Raw genomic sequence first — 16,631 nt, 5'->3', positions numbered from 1 at the left:
TCCCTGCTACGTATTATCAGCCGAAAATCAATTTTTATGATTCTTGAATCGCTTTTTTAGATACCCATTGCTTGAGTTGCTCTTTTTCCCAAATTCCTTCTTCTACTTGGATCTTCAATTCAGGATGCTGCTCAATATCAAAGGTCGGTATTTTTCCTGCTTTTCGTTGCAAGTTATAGTCTTTAGCCAATTTAAACGCGATACCAGAGAGTAATAGGATCGCAATGAGGTTGGTAATTGCCATTAGCCCCATCGATAAATCAGCCATCTTCCAGATTAATGGCATTTCAGCTAATGCCCCAAACATCACCATTCCGAGAGCTGCTAAACGCAAGAGAAATAAGCTTGTAGTATGATTATTTTCAAGAAAGATCATATTACTTTCAGCATAGGCATAATTAGCAATGATCGAAGTGAAGGCAAAAAAGAATATCGCCACAGCAACAAATGTTGCCCCCCACCCACCAACAACTGATGACAAAGCCAGTTGAGTTAGCTCAATGCCATTCACTTTTTCCGTTGGGTTATCCAACACACCAGAAGAGAGTATAATGATTGCAGTAGCGCTACAAATGACAATAGTATCCATAAAAACACCCAACATTTGTACATAGCCTTGTGAGGCCGGATGCGGTGGATAAGGTGCAGCTGAAGCGGCAGCATTTGGTGCAGATCCCATCCCCGCTTCGTTAGAAAATAAGCCCCGCTGGATCCCCTGCGTCATCGCTTGTCCGATGCCATAACCAATAGCGCCACCAGCAGCCTCTTGCAACCCAAATGCATTACGAATGATCAGTGTAAAAATCTCAGGCAAACGTTCGACATGATGCCCGACAACCCAAAACGCCAATATTAAATAAGCTAGCGCCATAACTGGTACAACTAATTCAGCAACCTTTGCAATTGATTTTAATCCGCCGAAAATAACAATACCGCTCATGATCACAAGAGCAATACCCACATAGAGAGGATTAAAATCAAATGCTACAGCAGTAGCCTGTGCGATTGAGTTTGCCTGCACCGCATTGAATACTAAGCCAAATGCAATAATAAGGAATATCGAAAACAAAACCCCCATCCAACGCAGATTTAGTCCTTTTTGCATATAATAGGCGGGCCCACCACGATAATTACCTTGGTCGTCTTTCGTTTTATAAAGTTGCGCTAGTGTTGATTCAACAAAGGAAGTTGCCATACCGAGTAAAGCAACAACCCACATCCAAAAAATTGCCCCTGGTCCACCAGCGGTAATCGCAATAGCGACCCCCGTTAGGTTTCCGGTTCCCACTCTTGCCGCTAAGCTAGTACATAAAGCTTGGAAGGAAGAGATACCTGCTTTATTTGTTTGATTACTATTTTTTAAGATACCAAACATATGACTAAAATGACGGATTTGAATAAAACCTGTACGAAAAGTAAAATAGATGCCTGCACCAAGTAACAAGTAAATGAGTAGTGAGCCCCAGACTACATTGTTTAGATAGTTGATAAATTCGACCAAACTGTTCCCCTTATTTTATAATATACAAATAAAGATCATTGTTTCACCAATGATAGTTTTCACTATGTTTCGCCTGAAATAACACAGGGATGATTATAGAAACTCATCTTTTATAGGAAGCGTAATTAAATACAAAACAAAGAATCTTAAAACTATATTTTTTTATCTTTTATGTAAAACATTTTTTTAGTTTTAGATAATTACTATCAATTTTTTTATTAAAAAAACTAATATGCTCTCATAATTGGGATAAAAAATAACCATTAATATTAATGGATTATATATTTATCATCTAAGAAGACAAATTATTAATCACTTGATTACATTAAAATGTTGTAAGTAGAATTTGATATTCATACACGAGATTAATTTCTATATGATACCTAAAGTAAATAGCGTTACTTTCATTATTAAGCTTAAGCACTCTACTAATAAAATTGATAGACTAGCGGCTTACATATTTTAAATGTATTAACTGATAAATTAACATTACTCACTTATACATTTTTACTGTGTTTAAAACATACAAATCGATTATTTTTTCACCTCATCAAAAAATGACTATTGAAAAATAAGCATTGCTTCTATTTATACATCACAATAAACTTTACAACTAAATTGTGATCCTACTGAAGGTTAAAAAATGAAAATCACCATTAAAATCTCTGATGATACTGTATCCCAAAAATCCTATGATGCATTCACTGCTGAGCTAAGAGCAAGAGTCCTAGAAGTATACCCTGGTAGCGATTTATATATTATTCATGATTCAGGTGCCACCACATTTGAAACCAGTGGATTTCATGACGACAAAGAAGCACATGTCGTGTTGCATGAGCTGGTTGAAGATGTTTTAAAACATGGTCACTGGTCAAAATAATCCACACTAGCCACCCATGAAAATGTATCAACAATCATCTTATTGATTGAAAGATAACAAACTTATCTAATATGTGATCGGTTATTAATCAAATACTGGTCACATTTTATCTCTTTTATCTTGCCAATTTTTGACTGACCTTATTTCTGATCAAGATCAGCCTTAGCATAATTAATTAGCATTTTGCTGCCAAAACAGCTTTACCTTCCACCGTTATATGATAAATTATATAACGTAATTTTCATTTACATTGCTTTGCTATTTATGGCAGCCAGTATTTTTACTGGCTCTTTTTTGTTTCAAAATGCGAAATATGGCTTAAAACCTCATCTTTTCAGGCAATTCTGCTATAGTCTCACTTCAATACACGATAAAGTTAATACTCATTTAGTGTAAAACTAGAGGTACTGTCATGAAACGTCTTTTACTTGCTGTATGCTTTGCACCTGTTATCGCAATGGGTGCTAATGAACCACTAAACATTAGCCAAACTGCTATTGATTATTGTGATATCACTGGAAAAGCACTGAATGATGCTTATGATTCAGATAAAAGCAGCAATGAATTAACATCCAGCGCTCTAAGCCAACTGAAGAGCAAACAAGTTGATCTCGCGAAATTAGAGATAAATGAAGCTGATTTGCAAAAGAATTTAGATGTTGCCATCAAAGCAGTTCGTGATAGCAAAGGTAAATTTAAAAACCACGATGAATTTACCAAATCGCTAAATGATTCAATCTCAGCCTGTAAGATCCAAACTGAGCTATTATTGAATAAAACAAAATAGCGCGACTTTAACAAATGATGCCCAGACTAATGGCTGGGCAGCATAATGCATTATGATTTTTCTTCTTGGCATATTTTGATGATTGATGCCTCGATTTCTGGTGTATCGCTCAATAATAATTGATTATGACCTGAGAACTTACCATCACGTACATCAACGCTAGCAACAAAAGGCAAAATCGTGCCAGACTCCCCTACTTGGTAAGAGCCGCACACACGAACCCCCTCCCCATCTTTATACTGATTACGTTTGACCACGGCGACATTTTTGAAAAAGATTTTCTGTTGCGATGATGACAATTTTTGCTCAACAAGCTGCTGAGCCATTTTTTGGATATCAGTATCATTGATAGTGATTGTGTATTGGTATGCAAAACCTGCTGCCACAATCAATAAAATAATCAATAACTTAGTCTTTACACGTTTCAAGTCATAATCCTTATCTGTGCGTTTAGCTACTAAGTGTAATTATAACGGTATTTTTTAAAATTAAGTGAACAAAATGAGTCAAATGTTTCCCTCAAAGCACCCTATCATAATGACAGCTATAGTTTTTTCGATATTATTTTATTTACATAGGTATCTAATAACCAAATTAAATCAGATATTATTTAATAAATAAAAATGCATTAATTAATGTATGATATTTTAATCAAAATGAATTAAATATTAACAATAAAGCACATTAACACTTAAATAAATCTTAAAATTAACTTTAATTCAAAATTTGAAACAAATATTTTTCATTGTGATGAAATAGTGAGTACTTCATGGCTAAATCATGTTTTATTCTTTTATTTGAGTAAATAGAATTGAAATAATAAATAAAACAGCCACAATAATAATTAGTAGATAGTCAATAGGAGAATAATTATGAAATATCTAAAGCCTCTATTTATTGCGGCAAGTGTTTTCGCTGTGAGTTTTTCTTCTTTCGCATATCATGGTAACAACAATTGTGATGGAACTTGGCATCGAGGAGGTTACCAAAACAATGCCCAGTCCTATGATAATCGACCTTGTAATGACAGCCGCCATTATAATGCTTCAGGTCGCCACTACGGTATGCATAATGGCGCTATGCAATATTCAACTTCTTTGCAAACAGCCCAGCCAGATGAAGCACTGAAAAAAATCGCACTTGATGCACCAAAAGCTGAAAGTGGTAAACAGTATGTTGTCCACGTTTCGGTTGTTGAAATAACGGGTAATAATACTCTACCTCAAAATCAATAACTCATTCAGGGCAGCCAACCTGCCCTATTTTATGATTAGCTACGTGCTATTTTAAAAACCTATCGGTTGGTAACCCTGCCACTCCGGTTTAAAATGCTCGCCATTTGGCTGTTCTATTAAATGAATATAATAATCACTAACTTGATGTAGTAACACACAATCATCAACATCTTTTAAATTATCTTTATGCTGCTGCTGGCTATCAACCAATAATGTATCGATCGCTTTTTGTTTTGCTTCTGCTGGCGTATTTGCAACAAATAAATCGAATTCATGCAATTCAGCTAACTTTGAAGGTTTATAGCCTCCAACATTCACAAAATATAATTTTTGCTGATGAGCTGCAGGCTCTTTGCTTAATTCAATTCGATACCCATCTACCCAATTGATGATTGCATAACCATCGATATGAATTTTATCTTTATCTCCAAACCAAGCTTCTCGCAATGCAGGCCATGCATCTGTTGGCTGATGTACCACCACAAATTGGATATCATGTACTTCAATATTGGATTTGCCAGCATTACCACCCACATAAAACATATATAACTTCATTTGTTTTTTCCAATTTATTATTTAATTTCGATATATAATTTATTATATAACCATGTGAATTAAAAGCACAATCTATGCACTGTTTTAGTCACATCTGTAATGAAATTTTTATCTTGTAGTTCAATGCAATAGATAAAAATTTAGCTTTATTTTCCTTTTAAAAATATCAAAAAAATCATTAAATGAATATAAATTCACTTTTAATAAATAAATATTTACATTATTATCATTTTTAATCTACTTAGCTCTCAGGGAAAACTATGGATCGTCGTACATTTATAAAAACAAGCTCAATGATTATGAGTGGCCTAGCTGCAAGCAATTTACTTAATCAAGCCATCGCAGAAACAAAAACAGCGATGATTATTGATGAAAAACACCCGTTACTACTCAACTTTAATGAAAATTCACTCGGTATGTCCCCCAAAGCACGGCAAGCCGTTATTGCTGCATTGCCGAGTTCCTTTCGCTACCCAGATAGTGCACGTGCTGAACTCATCAACCATATCGGTGACCACTATAACTTGACAGAACAACATGTTACTTTAGGAAATGGTTCTTCAGAAACCATTCAAGCTGCTATTGCTATGTTGGCTGCACAAGCTCGCAAACAAAATCAAAATATTCAATTAGTCACACCAGATCCCACTTTTAACTACGCTGAGCTCTACTCAATTCCTCTAAATATCAAGATCAGCAAAGTCCCTTTAAAAGAGGATTTTTCTTTCGATTTACACAAGATGGAACAGTTGGCTGACCAATTCGATGGACTATCCATCATTTATATTTGTAACCCTAATAACCCAACAGCAATGATCACCCCTTCCAGTAAGCTCAATCAATGGATGACAAAGGCGTCTGATAAACAATTTTTTATTGTTGATGAAGCCTACGCTGAGTTTGTCGAAGACCCTCAATTCACCAGTGCAATAGAACAAGTAAAACAAGGGCAAAAGAACCTTCTTGTTACTCGCACTTTCTCAAAAATTTTTGCATTAGCTGGCTTACGTGTTGGTTACGGTATTGGAGCTCCGGAAGTCGTAGCTGCAATTGATCAGTTTCTTCCTTTAGATAATACCAATACCGCAGGAGCGGTTGCAGCTCTGGCCTCATTACAAGATAAGCCTTTCATTGCATATAGCTTGAAATCAAATAATGTTTCAAGAAATATCGTGAAATCTGCGCTCAATGAGTTAAATATTGCTTATGCACCATCACAGGCGAATTTCATCTTCCATAAGGTGAAAGGTGACGTGAAAACCTACCAAAAAAGAATGGCAGAAGCGCATATTATGGTTGGAAGAGAATTCCCTCCTGCATTGGGTTGGAGCCGTCTTACATTAGGAACACCTGAAGAAATGGAACAATTTGTTGTGGTATTAAAGCGTTTCCGTGAGAAGGGTTGGATCTAAAAATAACTATCTCCCCTTGTGGCTTTGCACAAGGGGTCAACTTGTATCCCCTCTAGAATAGAGGGTATCGCAAATCATAAAAAGTAAAATATCAAAAAGGCCCTTTAAAAATAAAAAATGCACCAGCAAAAATCAAAATAAAGCCAATAATATGATTAATAGTTATACTTTCCCCTAAATAGAGCACAGAAAATATGACAAATACGCAAAGCGTGATAACTTCTTGCATCGTTTTCAATTCTGCGGCGCTATAGTATTGATGACCAAGGCGATTAGCGGGAACAGCAAAGCAGTACTCAACGAAAGCAATTAACCAACTAAAGAAGATAACACTGTACAACGGTTTATCTGTAAATTTTAAATGGCCGTACCACGCAAACATCATAAAAACATTCGAAATAACTAACAGTATAATAGGATAAGATTTAGCAAGCATTTTGATATACATAGTGGTCAATCGTTTCGCTATTATGGCGATAAAAAAAGTAAAATTCACCACAATTCACGCTTTCTTTTCTTGATAAAATCTTGCTTTAGTTTTATCTCTCTCAGGCTTGGCGAATATTATCGTATCTAGGGAGGTTACATGACGTTTCAGTATCGTTTAATGAAAATGACCGATTGTGAAGAAGTCACACATCTACTACAGCGCAATGCACAATCACAAGGCGGGGGATTATTAGGTGAATTTCCACTAAATAAAGTTGAAAGTATGTTTGCTAATTCGTTGCGCGTTATTATCGCTTATGAACGCAACCATATTGTTGGTGTTGTTTTCAGCTTTGATGTAAAAAGTAGCGCTCTTCCCCCGTTAGCACAATATATTACTCAGCAATTTAAAACGGAAATAAATAATAGCTGGTTTTATGGGCCCGTTTGTATCGATGCGGCCTATCGAGGAAAAAACATGCTTAAACCGCTATATGATGCAATTTGCGCTCAGCAAACGGGTAGTCCAGTTGCTTTTATTAACATAGATAATATCCGCTCTCTAAAAGCACATCAAAAATTAGGTATGCAAGAAATCGCTGAGTTTAGCTTTGCTGGCACCGGTTATTACTTAGTAAAAGGATAGTATTGTAATTTACCCTACGCCATATGTACCAGATAGTACATTTTTCTTTTATTTTATTGTCTATTGAGTTACATTAAATAAATAATGTATTAATGAGTACTAATTTATGACGGATTTTTTAACTGCAAATCAAAAAGCATGGGATAAGCAAGCTCAACAGCAGCAAGCTTGGTCAATTCCTGTTGATGCTGACACTATTACAAAAGCCAAACAAGGTGAATGGCAAATACACCTAACCCCTTCTCCATTAGATAAACAATGGTTGGGGGATGTTAAAGGGAAAAAAATCTTATGCCTTGCCTCAGCGGGTGGACAACAAGCCCCTATATTGGCAGCTGCGGGGGCAGATGTAACTGTTTTTGACCTTTCAGAGCAACAATTGGCACAAGATCAACAAGTTGCTATTCGTGATAACCTAAGATTGGAAACCATACAGGGGGATATGCGTGATCTGCATATATTCGCAGACACTAGCTTTGACCTGATTTTCCATCCAATTTCAAACCTTTATATACCCGATGTCACCCCTGTATGGCGTGAATGTTATCGAATATTGAAAAAAAATGGCAGACTACTTTCGAGTTTTTTCAACCCCATTGTTTTTGTTGGTGACAGAGACCCAAAATTCAGTGAACAAGGTTTAATCAAACCAGCCTACAAAATGCCTTTTTCTGAATTAGAAAATCTCACTGAACAACAAATTATGCTGAAGCATCAAAATCAAGAAGCGTTTGTTTTTGGTCATTCACTCACAGATTTAATTGGTGGACAAATAAATGTAGGCTTTAATATCGCAGGTTTCCTTGAAGACTGGCAACCTAACCCACGTTTTATTATCGATAACTACTTACCGACTTTTTTAGCTACATTAGCCATTAAGGTCGCATAAATAATAAATTAAGGTGAATTATATTTAAAACTCTACACTAAATAATTCGAGTGGCAGATAGGCAACGAATGAAGAGAGTCGCGGTGAGCATAGATAAATTATATGACTCGGCAAGCTGTATGTCGTCAACACCTGTGCAGTTCGAAGTATGATGAGTACAATCTTAACTTTTTAAATTTATTCTTGGCAATATCGAGACCAAACAACCTCAAATTGCTCCACTGGAATAATATCATCAACCTCTTCGACAAAAGGAATTGATACCATGGTTTTACCCACTGAACTCTTATGATATCTCACAATAAAACGTTTAAAACCATAGGGGAGTTCATTTTTAAAACCATAAACCTCACCACAGTAATATCCCGTTTCTTCGCCATTATCCGATTGACTTAATACATGGTAATTAACATTCCGATACTCTGCTGCGGTTGGGTAAGCAAGAAAATCCTCAACTGAGTTCTCTATTTTCTTTTTAGTATCTATCTCTGATACTTTAGCCATATTTGTCATTATGCCAGCAATATAGGCACCACCAACAATAAGTAACAGCACAAGGCTTCTTAGTAGCATATTTCCCACGGTAATATTGATAAAATCCACACTAACACATTATAGTTAAATTGTAACAAAATGCGACAAGAAAAATAGTCATTTACTGATATGCCATACAGAGATTGGTTAACGATTTATTTTCGTCCCAATTACGTCATTATAAAATAACTAAACCTATTGATATAATTGCCAAAAGTAGATCAGTATTGCCGCTGCTAAAACCCAATTCACAGTAGCAATACTTAAACACAACCATGCCGATACTTTGGTTGCCAGAAAATATACGGTAATTAAATACAACAGATAAGGAATTAATGACCACAGACCAAATAATGCGGTTTTACGTAATGCTAAAGCACCTTGTTCTTGAATAACAATCACATGAGCAATCAACGCAAATGTTGGGAATAAAGGGATCAGACCGGCAATATAAAAAAGCTTACTCTTTGATAAGATAGCAATCACCAAAACGGCCACAGCACCTAACAAACACTTTAAAAAGAGAGTAATCATAGTTGTCTCAAGTTTCTCATCAGAATCAATATATTCTTACCCTTAAAAAGACTCAGACTATCAGCACGCTAGTTTTATCTCAATAACCTACGTTTTAAATCAATTCACGCTAAAAAACAAATAATTACCATTAATACGACAAATGAATCATTAGCATTAATTTAGATTAATATTGATTTGAACATAAAGTATACGTCGTAGCTGCCGATATCATTGATTAGTCCCTACGCCTGACTTCTGTATGACTGTTATAAGGTATATACCAACTATCTGATTTAGCTAGTTATTACCTTATATCTAATAAGTGGTTTACTTATGCATGTTATAAACATGTTACCGACAGTATGAAAGGAAATAATAAATGATGTCCGATATATCACAAAAATTTAAATTATCGCTTTTCCGGTCTTCGGGTCTTAAAACAACAACTCTAGTTTGGCTTTTATCTGGATTATTGATTGTATTATTACTCTCTTCATGCTGGTTATTCTTTAGTTACCTCAAAAACTACCAAACAACCCTTGGTAAACTGGATGCCATATACCAAGAACAATCAGCTTTGAACGAAACATGGCAATCACTATTACAGGCACGTAATACCTTAAATCGTGCCAGTTCTCGGCATTTGCTAGTCATTAATAAAATGCAAACTGCAAATACTGACATAGATAGTTTGATTAAACAGTTCCACGAAAAAATTGATTGGGCTGATTTGCAATGGAAAAATTTCGCTCAACTATCACAAAATAAAAGTGAATTATTATTTAGTGAGTTAGCTCAAAGCTATACCGAGTTACAAGCAGCATTAATGGAACTTTCAAGTTTTTTGGTGCAAGGAAAGACCTACGATTTTCTGAATCAACCTACTCAAAAATTTCAAGATACCTTCGAACTGAATCTTAACTACTATCACCAACAATTAAACCAAAGCTATCATCAAATTTCTGCTGCTAGCGAACAGTTATATAAACAAAGCATTATCGGTATTATTGCGGTTATTATTACTCTTACCTTTATTACTCTGTTAGTTCGCTTTATTTTACAATATTTATTTGTACGACCTTTAAATCAGGTTATCGATGGCATCGAAAAAGTAAGCCAAGGTATTCTTTATCATCATTTTGATAATAAAGGGCTAGCAGAAATTAAATCACTCAAACAGCATGTTTCTAATATGCAAAATAAGCTAATCGAGATCGTTCAAAATATTTACTCCAATACACACAACATCAAAAATGAATTAAACGACATTACTCAAATGAATCAAGACCTGTCAATTCGCGCAGATCAGCAAGCCGCTGCGATTGTAGAAACAGCAGCGAGTATCGAAGAATTAGATTCTTCTTTCAAACTTAATAGTGCTCATACCCACGAATCTTGCCAACTAATGGTTGAAACAGGAGTTACCATTGATAAAAGTAATGAACTGATCTCAGATGTTGTCGAGAATATGGATGATATCGTTGATTTTTCAAAAGAAATTAGCAAAATCACCTCTACTATAGACAATATTGCTTTTCAGACAAATTTATTGGCGTTGAATGCTGCCGTGGAGGCGGCACGTGTTGGTGAACACGGCAAAGGATTTGCTGTTGTCGCCAATGAGGTTCGTGAGCTTTCTATGAGTTGCAACCAAGCCTCTAAAGAAATTAAAACGCTAATCGATAACTCGAATGAGAAAATACACCATTGTTTTCAACTCGCAGCTGATGCTAATGACAATATGGTCGTGTATTCAATATAGAGATCATCATAATAGATAGTGTTCACGTTCAATGAATGTCCCGATAATTTTGTCATGCATTTCAGGTGACTTCGAGTAACCTAACGTCTTACGGTTAAGGCGCTTCAAGCGGTTTCTCAGATTCAAATTCTCTCTTTCTATTCGTTGCGTATAAAACTTACTTGCTACATGTTTCTGCTTGGGCAATATCTCATAAGCACTGAACTTATCCGTGCACCAAAAAGCGACATTAAACCTAGACAGTAAAGCCAGTAACTGGCGAAGAGTCCTTTTGTTTCGACGACCAAACGTATGAGCAATAATCCGTTTTAGGCGGGGCTCCCACGCATACCAAAGCCAGCGTTGTTGCTTCTTATTAGTCACAAAAGACCACTGTTCATCGACCTCGCAAAGGAGTTCAATGTGCAGATTATCAAGAGGTAAAGAGGTTACCTGTCTAGGCGAGAGTTTTTTAAAGTACGAACAACCGCATTAATGCTGATATGAAGGGCCCTAGCAGTATCACGAATACCGGCATTATTCATCGTGAGGTCGATAATTTTATCTTTAGTTCCGGGTTGGCAAGCACGATATTTATAATCGAGTTGGAAGCTTCGGCAGCAATCTTGGCAACGATAACGTTGATGACCAGTGCTACCTAATCCATGTTTTTTCACTGGGGGCGTTTGTTGACAAAATGGGCACCTTACATCGACTTTAGCCATGAATATTCTCCGATAAATTACCCTATATTACAGGTTAATCACCGGATTGAATACATGACCCATGAATCACTAGGAGCGTACATAAGTACGTGACTGGTGCGAATGAACGTAGTCAACAAAATTGCAACTTGAAGTATGACGAGTATAGAAGGCTATAAATATATAGCCTTAACTTTTACCTACAATGAATATTCAAATTCGGGAGCCGAGATCTTCATCTGCTTTTTTGCCATTAATCATACGCGTTAGCTCTTCACAGCGAACAATTTTATTGTTTGAAAGATGGAAACAAGCAAAAACTTCGAATTCACTGATTTCTCCATTTTTCTTTTTAGCACAAGCAATATGCTGGGTATGTACACACCCATCACCTTCAGCAATCGATTTTATTGTAATAGAAATGCTCTCAACAGCATTCTTTAATGCATTAAGATGCGCTACAAACTCTGTATAATCAATTTTTTTTCCATCAACAATTTGAATATAATCGGGTGAGAAATATTGTTCAATAGCGCTAAGATTACCTATATCATTCCCTAATACACTAACTAATGCTCGCTGAACTAATGTCAAATTACTCATTAGATTTTCCTCTTATTAATTATCTCTTTTACTGGATATCTTACTATTTGACCAATATTTCAAGTGCCTAATAAAAACATTGCATAAAACAACAATAAATTCTATTTATGGCTATTTTGTGATTATTTGTATAAATAAAAGTACAATTAGCAGTCAAAAAAACATTGAGTGACCACGTGTACAACACCATCCCCTAAATAGTTACTTATTTCCTATTTGTTTCATAGGGTTACTTCTTAAATCAAATAGCTTAACTTATGTAATGAAAAAATTTCCTATAACACATAAACTTCGGTCAATAGGCTAATTGATGGTTTTATTGAATCATTAACAGGCGAATTATGCACTACAAAATCAATAAACTCTTTTATTTCACTCTCACTATTTTCAGCTTTTATATGAAATTTTGAAATTATTTTTGAAAAACCAAGCTCGGCTTTTTCATTTATCCCTAGTAATCTATCACCATCAAATTCACCAATCATATCCACTTTTACATCCTTTAGAACAATCCCTTTTTGTACAGCAAAAAATTTCGTTACAAGACACTGACAGGCACCTATAGCAGCAAGTAATGATTCGACTGGGGTCATTCCTGAATCAGTACCTCCCATGATTGAAGGCGCATCAAGGTAATAAGAAAAATTACGAGCTTTGCATATAATTTTAAAATCATCCGTTGAGGTAATATTTACATTAAAATCTCTCTTAGCCATATCTTTACCTTCGTGTTATTATATTTACTTAACTAATTAATATAAAACCAAAAAAATCTTATATTAAAGCGTTAATATCGTATATTCCTATGTATTTCATTAAAATTTAACTTACCATCAGTCAATAGGTAGCTCATAATAATCCATCATTACTATGAGGAAAAACCAGATGAGGATCTTAACTTATCACTAAAATAGATTGTACATTTAAATATTATTCTAAATAGCATCAATAAACCTCCTCTCACTAATAAAAAAATAAAAACCATTGCTGGTTAGCATGAATTTTATTTACGATTAATAAGAAAAGGTTTCATCCTAGCCTTAATAAAAATCTACATTATATATTTACGTCCTGCCAATCGTTGGTCATGGTGGCGTATTGAATAAATTAAATTACAATATAGTGAGGTTATTATGAGCTCCGATAATACTACCAGTTCACAAGTCATAGATGACGCATCTCTCATGCCCGATATATCGAATAAAAAAATTTTAGTTGGCTATTGGCATAATTGGGCTGCTGGTACTAACGATGGCTATCAACAAGGTTCTTCCGCGGCTATGAACCTGACCGATATTCCAACGGAGTATAACGTCGTCGTAGTTGCCTTTATGAAAGGAGCAGGCATCCCTACTTTCAAGCCTTACACGCTAACTGATACCGAATTTCGGCGTCAAGTCGGAGTTCTAAATAGCCAAGGGCGTGCTGTACTCATTTCTTTGGGAGGCGCTGATGCACATATAGAACTGAAGACAGGTGATGAAAATAATTTAGCGAATGAGATTATTCGTTTAGTTGATACTTATGGCTTTGATGGCTTAGATATTGATTTAGAACAAGCTGCTATCAACGCTGTTAATAATAAAACCGTTTTACCTGCTGCCTTGAAAATTGTGAAAGCACATTATAAAACCGAAGGTAAAAATTTTATCATTAGTATGGCACCTGAATTCCCTCATTTAGGCCTCAACGGTGCTTACTCAGATTATATTACTGCACTTGAAGGCTATTATGATTTTATTGCACCTCAATATTATAATCAGGGTGGTGATGGCATATGGGTAGATGATACCGGAAATGGCAGTGGTGCTTGGATAGCTCAAAATAATGATTCTGTGAAAGAAAATTTTCTTTATTTTCTGACTGAAAGCTTAGTTACAGGTACTCGTAACTTTATAAAGATCCCCCCTTCTAAATTTGTTATTGGATTACCCGCTAACAAAGATGCCGCTGGCAGTGGCTATGTTGTCGATAAACAAGCTGTTTATAATGCTTTCTCTCGTCTCGATGCTAAAGGTTTATCGATTAAAGGCCTGATGACATGGTCGGTAAATTGGGACAACGGCAAAAATGTCAGTGGTGTAGCTTATAATTGGGAATTTAAAACTCGTTATGCAGACTTACTATCAGGGGACATGTCTTAGCCTCTTATATTCAACCAAAACAGATTGTTAGTTTTATTATTTCAATATTTATAACAAATAACGGGCGCTTAAAAAGCGCCTGTTATAAATTACAGATGTTTGATGATTGCATCACCGAATTCGCTACATTTCATCAGACGTTTAAAGGCAAAAGTTACAGTCTTACCCTCGATTAAATTCATTTCAAATAAGTATATCAATACGGTACAATAAGCTAATTTCTATACAGAGCGTGCACATGAAACAAAAGATCGAGCCTGAGTCAAATAATATTACCCAACCATATTGGCCCACCTTGAAGCTCATGTTGAGCTCTCTTATTGTTTTTAATTTCTACTTAAATTTAGCCGATAAAAACAAAGTCTCGCTTCTTATTAGTATTTTCGACTTAACATTAATTCCTATGTTTGTATTCATAGTTGCATTCGTTACCAAGAATACGACGTGGAAGTCTTTGAGGCTTAGTTTACTTTCATCCCTTATAATTTACGTAACATTTCAAACCATTGATGCAATTCCATTATATTTTTCAGGGGAATTAAGTTTAAAAATTTATCTCCTTGAGCCTCAAAATGGAGTATGGTTTTTTTTAGCCACCCCAATTTGGCAAGCCTTTTTTTTATTATTATCACCAAAATTAAAATCTAATAGTTTCGCTTTATTTTGTATTTTAGTCGTATCATTGATTTCTGCTTATTTAGCAAGCAACTATCTAATGAAGCTATCAAGCTTTTTTTCTATTATTTTATATTTTCCATTCTTTATAATTGCCTATTTTATTAATGATGAAAATATAGCTTCGCTTAGAAAAAACTCTTATTTTACAATTTTAATCATTACAGTTTTAGCCATAGCCGCACTCTATTATGAAAATGACATCAATAGATTAGTTATAACTATGACTAATATTGATTCGCCATCATCTTTTTTTATTATTTATATTTTAAAGTTCTTTATAAGTATAGCTTTAGGTTCTAGCATTATATATTTCGCTTTATCAACGGATAAATATGCAAAAGTATCAAATAACGCTTTAGGTGTGTATTTGATCCATCCTATTATTTGTTTTATTTTTTTACAAGTTTTCGCTTATTTTCATGTGGAATATAGCCTATTAATAATAATATTATTAACGCTATCAACTATTAGCATCGCACTTTTATTAGCTTTTAGTCCAACCATCCACTGGTTTATTGAACCTAAGTTAAATTTTAACAAATTAACGCAATAGGACTGTTTGAGGATCGCTCTCTTTTCATTTGAGATCCACTGTATTAGTACCAATATCACTTAACCAATGACAATATCATGGCAGTAATGAAACATGTTGAGTGTAATTTACAGGGGTATAACTCACCCTACGCCTTGCATACATCAATGTCTGCTAGTGCTGTTAAACGTGCTTCACGAATAGCACGGCTACGATTAATTTTGTCGGCGTCTTCCAGCTGTTCAAAGTTTTTTCCCAATAGCGATAAAAGCCACGAATCAACACCTAAGCTGATTTCACCAACGGGATCCGATTGACCATCGAGTGAACTGTCTAGCGTGGTTTTAGAAACATTCGTTTTTGATGACGATGATGCTGGATTGATTTTTCTATTGTTCAAGTGAGCCAAGCCACACGCTTTCTTTCCATCATCGCGAGAAAATAGCGGCTTACCCTTTTCTGTTTCACCTGAAGGAACAAGCTGACCTGCCTTAACATATTTTGATACTAGCGCTTTGCTAACAGAAAACTCTCTAGCCACTTCGGCCTATATTAATAATTTTTTACTCATTATTATTTACCCAAAACAAAAAGTTCACGGTTGCGGCATCAAGAAAAAAGTTTACAGAAAAGTTCACAATGTTGACTCGTGAACAAATTCAAAAGTATCAATATATTTAAAATCAAATAGATAACTAAAAAATCCTCAGAAAAAAGTTAATTCGAGATTTTTTACATATCTGTCTAAATATTGCGAGTCGCAAGCCCCCCGCGATTGCTTTAGCTCGTCACAGTACCTTGACAGGGGGAGCGGTAAGGATCGGTATAGGGTGGGAATAAATATT

At 35.2% G+C, this 16,631-nt stretch carries 18 protein-coding genes and 1 pseudogene; 9 read left to right on the top strand and 10 right to left on the bottom strand.

Translation table 11 applies throughout. The features are described from left to right. Positions 1–34: 34 nt before the first annotated feature. Positions 35–1,501, bottom strand: coding sequence for a sodium:alanine symporter family protein (locus tag M1E96_RS08880; RefSeq protein WP_140182698.1), 1,467 nt, complete (start codon positions 1,499–1,501; stop codon positions 35–37). A 643-nt stretch (positions 1,502–2,144) separates the two neighbouring features. Between M1E96_RS08880 and M1E96_RS08875 the strand changes: the two genes are divergently transcribed. Together M1E96_RS08875 and M1E96_RS08870 are read left to right on the top strand one after the other, a co-directional pair. Then, complete coding sequence (locus M1E96_RS08875) at positions 2,145–2,381, top strand: DinI-like family protein (protein WP_070928414.1); 237 nt, start codon at positions 2,145–2,147, stop codon at positions 2,379–2,381. Between the two features lie 412 nt (positions 2,382–2,793). Continuing rightward, the gene (locus M1E96_RS08870; protein WP_070928416.1) at positions 2,794–3,168 is read left to right on the top strand and encodes a hypothetical protein; all 375 of its coding nucleotides are present in this window, start codon (positions 2,794–2,796) and stop codon (positions 3,166–3,168) included. A gap of 50 nt (positions 3,169–3,218) precedes the next feature. Here the strand turns inward: M1E96_RS08870 and M1E96_RS08865 are convergent, their stop codons facing one another. Continuing rightward, positions 3,219–3,596 carry a hypothetical protein gene (locus M1E96_RS08865; RefSeq protein WP_272580052.1) on the bottom strand — a complete coding sequence of 126 codons (378 nt, stop codon included), beginning with the start codon at positions 3,594–3,596 and terminating at the stop codon, positions 3,219–3,221. Positions 3,597–4,040: 444 nt separating this feature from the next. Between M1E96_RS08865 and M1E96_RS08860 the strand changes: the two genes are divergently transcribed. After that, entirely contained in the window at positions 4,041–4,403 is a 363-nt protein-coding gene (locus M1E96_RS08860) for a hypothetical protein (RefSeq protein ID WP_070928420.1), read from the top strand. A 51-nt stretch (positions 4,404–4,454) separates the two neighbouring features. Here M1E96_RS08860 and M1E96_RS08855 read toward each other — a convergent pair whose 3' ends face one another. Further along, positions 4,455–4,958, bottom strand: a complete 504-nt coding sequence (locus M1E96_RS08855; RefSeq protein WP_272580051.1) for a DUF1543 domain-containing protein — start codon at positions 4,956–4,958, stop codon at positions 4,455–4,457. A gap of 260 nt (positions 4,959–5,218) precedes the next feature. Between M1E96_RS08855 and M1E96_RS08850 the strand changes: the two genes are divergently transcribed. Further along, entirely contained in the window at positions 5,219–6,370 is a 1,152-nt protein-coding gene (locus M1E96_RS08850; RefSeq protein ID WP_070928425.1) for a histidinol-phosphate transaminase, read from the top strand. Between the two features lie 91 nt (positions 6,371–6,461). On the opposite strand, the gene M1E96_RS08845 is transcribed toward M1E96_RS08850, so the two are convergent. After that, complete coding sequence (locus M1E96_RS08845) at positions 6,462–6,806, bottom strand: DMT family protein (protein WP_070928479.1); 345 nt, start codon at positions 6,804–6,806, stop codon at positions 6,462–6,464. 150 nt (positions 6,807–6,956) lie between these two features. On the opposite strand from M1E96_RS08845, the gene M1E96_RS08840 reads away from it, so the two are divergent. Continuing rightward, positions 6,957–7,445 (top strand): N-acetyltransferase, encoded by a 489-nt coding sequence (locus M1E96_RS08840; RefSeq protein WP_272580050.1) that lies wholly within the window; start codon positions 6,957–6,959, stop codon positions 7,443–7,445. A gap of 106 nt (positions 7,446–7,551) precedes the next feature. Further along, positions 7,552–8,334, top strand: coding sequence for a class I SAM-dependent methyltransferase (locus M1E96_RS08835; protein ID WP_272580049.1), 783 nt, complete (start codon positions 7,552–7,554; stop codon positions 8,332–8,334). A 177-nt stretch (positions 8,335–8,511) separates the two neighbouring features. Here the strand turns inward: M1E96_RS08835 and M1E96_RS08830 are convergent, their stop codons facing one another. Further along, a complete protein-coding gene (locus M1E96_RS08830; RefSeq protein ID WP_319066484.1) occupies positions 8,512–8,937 on the bottom strand; it encodes a hypothetical protein in 426 nt (141 codons plus the stop codon). 126 nt (positions 8,938–9,063) lie between these two features. After that, positions 9,064–9,402 (bottom strand): GlpM family protein, encoded by a 339-nt coding sequence (locus tag M1E96_RS08825; RefSeq protein ID WP_272580048.1) that lies wholly within the window; start codon positions 9,400–9,402, stop codon positions 9,064–9,066. Positions 9,403–9,763: 361 nt separating this feature from the next. Here M1E96_RS08825 and M1E96_RS08820 point away from each other — a divergent pair, with 361 nt between their 5' ends. Beyond that, entirely contained in the window at positions 9,764–11,146 is a 1,383-nt protein-coding gene (locus M1E96_RS08820; RefSeq protein ID WP_369427499.1) for a methyl-accepting chemotaxis protein, read from the top strand. A 6-nt stretch (positions 11,147–11,152) separates the two neighbouring features. On the opposite strand, the gene M1E96_RS08815 is transcribed toward M1E96_RS08820, so the two are convergent. The 3 genes from M1E96_RS08815 to M1E96_RS08805 all read right to left on the bottom strand — a co-directional run bounded on the left by M1E96_RS08815 (position 11,153) and on the right by M1E96_RS08805 (position 13,148). Beyond that, a protein-coding gene (locus M1E96_RS08815; RefSeq protein ID WP_104872948.1) for an IS1 family transposase occupies positions 11,153–11,850 on the bottom strand; the annotation gives its coding sequence in 2 pieces (ribosomal slippage) (positions 11,153–11,601 and positions 11,601–11,850; 699 coding nt in all). A gap of 192 nt (positions 11,851–12,042) precedes the next feature. After that, positions 12,043–12,432, bottom strand: a complete 390-nt coding sequence (locus M1E96_RS08810; protein ID WP_272580044.1) for a nuclear transport factor 2 family protein — start codon at positions 12,430–12,432, stop codon at positions 12,043–12,045. 275 nt (positions 12,433–12,707) lie between these two features. After that, on the bottom strand, positions 12,708–13,148 hold the full coding sequence (locus M1E96_RS08805; RefSeq protein ID WP_369427498.1) for an OsmC family protein: 441 nt from the start codon (positions 13,146–13,148) through the stop codon (positions 12,708–12,710). 417 nt (positions 13,149–13,565) lie between these two features. Here M1E96_RS08805 and M1E96_RS08800 point away from each other — a divergent pair. After that, positions 13,566–14,573 (top strand): annotated as a pseudogene (locus M1E96_RS08800) (chitinase); the annotation flags it as partial. Positions 14,574–14,814: 241 nt separating this feature from the next. Then, a complete protein-coding gene (locus tag M1E96_RS08795) occupies positions 14,815–15,807 on the top strand; it encodes an acetyltransferase (protein WP_369427497.1) in 993 nt (330 codons plus the stop codon). Positions 15,808–15,934: 127 nt separating this feature from the next. On the opposite strand, the gene M1E96_RS08790 is transcribed toward M1E96_RS08795, so the two are convergent. Further along, a complete protein-coding gene (locus M1E96_RS08790) occupies positions 15,935–16,327 on the bottom strand; it encodes a hypothetical protein (RefSeq protein WP_349492630.1) in 393 nt (130 codons plus the stop codon). Positions 16,328–16,631 lie beyond the last annotated feature (304 nt).

This window comes from Providencia sp. PROV236 (assembly GCF_033676985.1).
Classification (GTDB): domain Bacteria; phylum Pseudomonadota; class Gammaproteobacteria; order Enterobacterales; family Enterobacteriaceae; genus Providencia; species Providencia manganoxydans.
The sequence above is the reverse complement of the archived record's forward strand: the minus strand, read 5'-3'. Positions and strand labels throughout refer to the sequence as shown.

Coding starts and splice junctions, on each gene's coding strand:
- M1E96_RS08870 (WP_070928416.1), top strand. CDS start 2,794: ATGAAACGTCTTTTACTTGCTGTATGCTTTGCACCTGTTATCGCAATG.
- M1E96_RS08820 (WP_369427499.1), top strand. CDS start 9,764: ATGATGTCCGATATATCACAAAAATTTAAATTATCGCTTTTCCGGTCT.
- M1E96_RS08805 (WP_369427498.1), bottom strand. CDS start 13,148: ATGGCTAAGAGAGATTTTAATGTAAATATTACCTCAACGGATGATTTT.
- M1E96_RS08835 (WP_272580049.1), top strand. CDS start 7,552: ATGACGGATTTTTTAACTGCAAATCAAAAAGCATGGGATAAGCAAGCT.
- M1E96_RS08810 (WP_272580044.1), bottom strand. CDS start 12,432: ATGAGTAATTTGACATTAGTTCAGCGAGCATTAGTTAGTGTATTAGGG.
- M1E96_RS08845 (WP_070928479.1), bottom strand. CDS start 6,806: ATGCTTGCTAAATCTTATCCTATTATACTGTTAGTTATTTCGAATGTT.
- M1E96_RS08795 (WP_369427497.1), top strand. CDS start 14,815: ATGAAACAAAAGATCGAGCCTGAGTCAAATAATATTACCCAACCATAT.
- M1E96_RS08875 (WP_070928414.1), top strand. CDS start 2,145: ATGAAAATCACCATTAAAATCTCTGATGATACTGTATCCCAAAAATCC.
- M1E96_RS08825 (WP_272580048.1), bottom strand. CDS start 9,402: ATGATTACTCTCTTTTTAAAGTGTTTGTTAGGTGCTGTGGCCGTTTTG.
- M1E96_RS08860 (WP_070928420.1), top strand. CDS start 4,041: ATGAAATATCTAAAGCCTCTATTTATTGCGGCAAGTGTTTTCGCTGTG.
- M1E96_RS08850 (WP_070928425.1), top strand. CDS start 5,219: ATGGATCGTCGTACATTTATAAAAACAAGCTCAATGATTATGAGTGGC.
- M1E96_RS08855 (WP_272580051.1), bottom strand. CDS start 4,958: ATGAAGTTATATATGTTTTATGTGGGTGGTAATGCTGGCAAATCCAAT.
- M1E96_RS08840 (WP_272580050.1), top strand. CDS start 6,957: ATGACGTTTCAGTATCGTTTAATGAAAATGACCGATTGTGAAGAAGTC.